The organism is Brachyspira sp., from assembly GCF_050873525.1.
Classification (GTDB): domain Bacteria; phylum Spirochaetota; class Brachyspiria; order Brachyspirales; family Brachyspiraceae; genus Brachyspira.
Genome location: NZ_JBNMIZ010000273.1, coordinates 1 through 2,949 on the forward strand (window position 1 = coordinate 1; position 2,949 = coordinate 2,949).

The 2,949-nt window shown below is 33.0% G+C and carries 2 protein-coding genes; both read right to left on the reverse strand.

Features of this window, described 5'->3' with window-relative positions:
- Positions 1 to 136: 136 nt before the first annotated feature.
- Positions 137 to 1,117: an acetylxylan esterase gene (locus tag ACR0QS_RS12430; RefSeq protein ID WP_432633770.1), complete on the reverse strand. Its 981-nt coding sequence runs from the start codon at positions 1,115 to 1,117 to the stop codon at positions 137 to 139.
- Positions 1,118 to 1,330: 213 nt separating this feature from the next.
- On the reverse strand, positions 1,331 to 2,488 hold the full coding sequence (locus tag ACR0QS_RS12435) for a hypothetical protein (protein ID WP_432633771.1): 1,158 nt from the start codon (positions 2,486 to 2,488) through the stop codon (positions 1,331 to 1,333).
- Between the last annotated feature and the right edge of the window lie 461 nt (positions 2,489 to 2,949).

Sequence of the window (2,949 nt, forward strand, 5' to 3'; positions counted from 1 at the left end):
ATGTCAAGTATTTATTTTAATAACTATAAATAAAAATATAAAACATAGTCAATTATTTCAAGCCTCCGCTGTGGCTTATACCATCCTCTATAGAGTAAAGCTTTTAGCAAGAGGCATTTCAATCTTTTTTAATTTTTTAAATTCCATGCTTATTTAAAAAAGTCAATTTTTTCTGATTATGTTCGTTATCGCCTCCTTCATGCCCGTTGAAAGTATATACTTCAATATTTTTTTCTCCCGCATAATTATTATAAGCGGCAAATACGGTAGACGGCGGACATATCATATCCATTAAAGCCGTTGAAAATAAAGCTTTAGTTTTGCATCTTTTGGATAAAAATACTCCGTCAAAATAGGATAGAGTTTCAAATACCTGCTGCTCTTTAGTTCGCTCGGCTATACAAAATCTTGCTATTTGACGATAAGGGTCGCTGTCTACAATAGTCGTGGCTCTTCTAAAATCGCATAAAAAAGGAACATCTATCAAAGAAGCCTCGATTTTTATATTTAGTAAACCCGATAAAGCCGTAGCCGCGATAGACATACCGCCTCCCTGACTTACTCCGCTTATTACGATTTTGTCGGTTAGCTCATGCTGTTTAGCCGCCTCAACTGCCTTAACGGAATCTATAAATACTCTTCTGTAATAGTATTCGTCTTTATTAAGTATTCCTTTCGTCATAAAGCCGTCAGAATGCGGTCCATAACTCGAAGGGTCATAAGTCAAGTTTCCTCCGTTCGTTATTCCTTCAGCTCCCTGCCCTCTCGCTTCCATAACGAAAGTTGAATAACCAGCGGACGGATACATCAAATACTTAAAAGGAAAATCTCTTCCTCCGCCATAACCCGGATACTGCATTATGCAAGTCAATTTTTTTCCTTTGGAATCTTTTGGGGCAATATACCAGCCGTATATACGATTACCGCCGAAACCAGCAAAATTAACTTCCCAAGTGTCGAATAATTTTAAATAATAATTATTCTTTAGTTCGTATTTAGCGTCAGAGTCATGCGAATTTTCTTTTAAGGTTCTTTCCCAAAAAGAATCGAAATCTTTAGGTTCTTCAGAGCTGCCTTTATACTCTTTCAACTTGTCTAAACTTAAATCAAAAAACATGTTAAATCCTTAATTTTTATTTTTTTAATTCATTTAAATTTATTAAAATCCTATATAATTCAATCCCATTTGTCAATATCAAAATAACTTAAAAGAAAATAATCCTTAATACCGTTATTTTTTAGCCCTTTATAATTTTATAATAACATAGAACTATCCGAATTATAGATAGTCCTATGATTTATATGTAAAGAGAAAAAAACAATGATGCCCCTAGAAATACCAGTTTATTCCCGAAGCCGCATCAACCAACACGCCAGCGCCGCTTTTAGCGTTCATTATTCCCCATCTTGTCATTCCGCCGCCTTGAAGCGCAAACCAGAATTCTAATTCGGGTATAGGAGTTAAGAATATTTCCGCATACATTACATATCCTAAAGTATAATAAACTCCATTTTTAATTACGCTATTAGCGTTAATCTCTTTTGCACCAATTATAGTTAGGCTTAAAGAAGGCTCAAGAATGAGACTAACATAATCGGAAGAAGCCACAAACATAACGGGCAAAGTTATACCTACTCTATAAGGACTTTTAAAAGTAGTCGTTTCGCCAGTGCCTTGACCAGGAATAGAGGCTATATAACCGCCGCCTAATTCTCCTCTTGCCGCATTTCCAAAAGCCGTTATAAAAAAGTTATCTCCGTCAGTTTTGCTTTTTGTAGAACCGTCATTATTTTCAGTTTTCAAAGCAGTATCGTAAGCTATTCGCAAATAGGGCCAGATAGTCAAACCTCTTCCCGTATCATGAAAGAAATAGGCTCTCGCGTCAAAACCAAACGATTCTTTTCGCTCATAAATATTTTTATTATCTGGATTATCCGCGTTCTTTGAATTGCCGTATAAAAGATATAAACGGAAATGATTGAGCCAAGTCTTTAAATAATATCTCGCTTCTATAATCGTAGATACTGCGGAAGTATTTTTTAATCTGTTTGCTCCAGCGCCTATAGAAACAGGAATACTTAATCTAAAAGTATTTTCTAAAGCCGTTAACATAAAAGCGGGAGTATGAACCATATAATCTTTATCAAGGCTCTGAAAGTTATAGCCTAATCCAACGCTTATAAAGTCCGATTTATAGCCCATAACCAATGCAACCGAAGGCTTAAAATAACTTGCAATCTTATTATCCGCGCTTCCATTGTTAGTAAAGCTAGTTAAGATTACGCCTCCAGTATCGACTCCGAAACCAAAACCGACTCTAAAATTTGAGGTCCCTGCTACAAAACCAATATGGTTGCCTCTAACCCTTAATTGGTCCCTGTCCACAAGAAAGTCGATAAACCCTCTTCCTCCGTTACCATTACCATAGAAGCCGAAGATTTGACTTGAAATCAAGGCAAAAAATGTAATAGTTAAAAACTTCTTCATAGGAAATATCCCCCTAAAAATAAAATATTTTTTATAAAAAGCGTTTAAATTAAATAAATAAAAGTAAACGCTAATTATCAGTTTAGAAATTTTAGAAATGAAAATATAAAAATAGCGGACTAATGAAAAACAGCCGTTCGATAAATATTTAAAGAGTAAATATAATGTTAAAATAAAAAATACAGAATTAAATGAAAAGAGCAGATTTATAGTATAGTATAGTATAGTATAGTATAGTATAGTATAGTATAGTATAGTATAGTATAGTGACTAAATTTCAAATTTTCCATATGCAAGTCGCCTTTTCTTAATGCTTATAGTATAATAAATAAAAATGCGTTTGTCAAGTCTTTTTAGAAAAAAAAATTAAAAAAATTTTAAAAAAATCTTTTTTTAAGTCTATATAATTCAATTTTATTTTATTAAAAATTATAATTAAAAATAATAAACTATTTACTTAA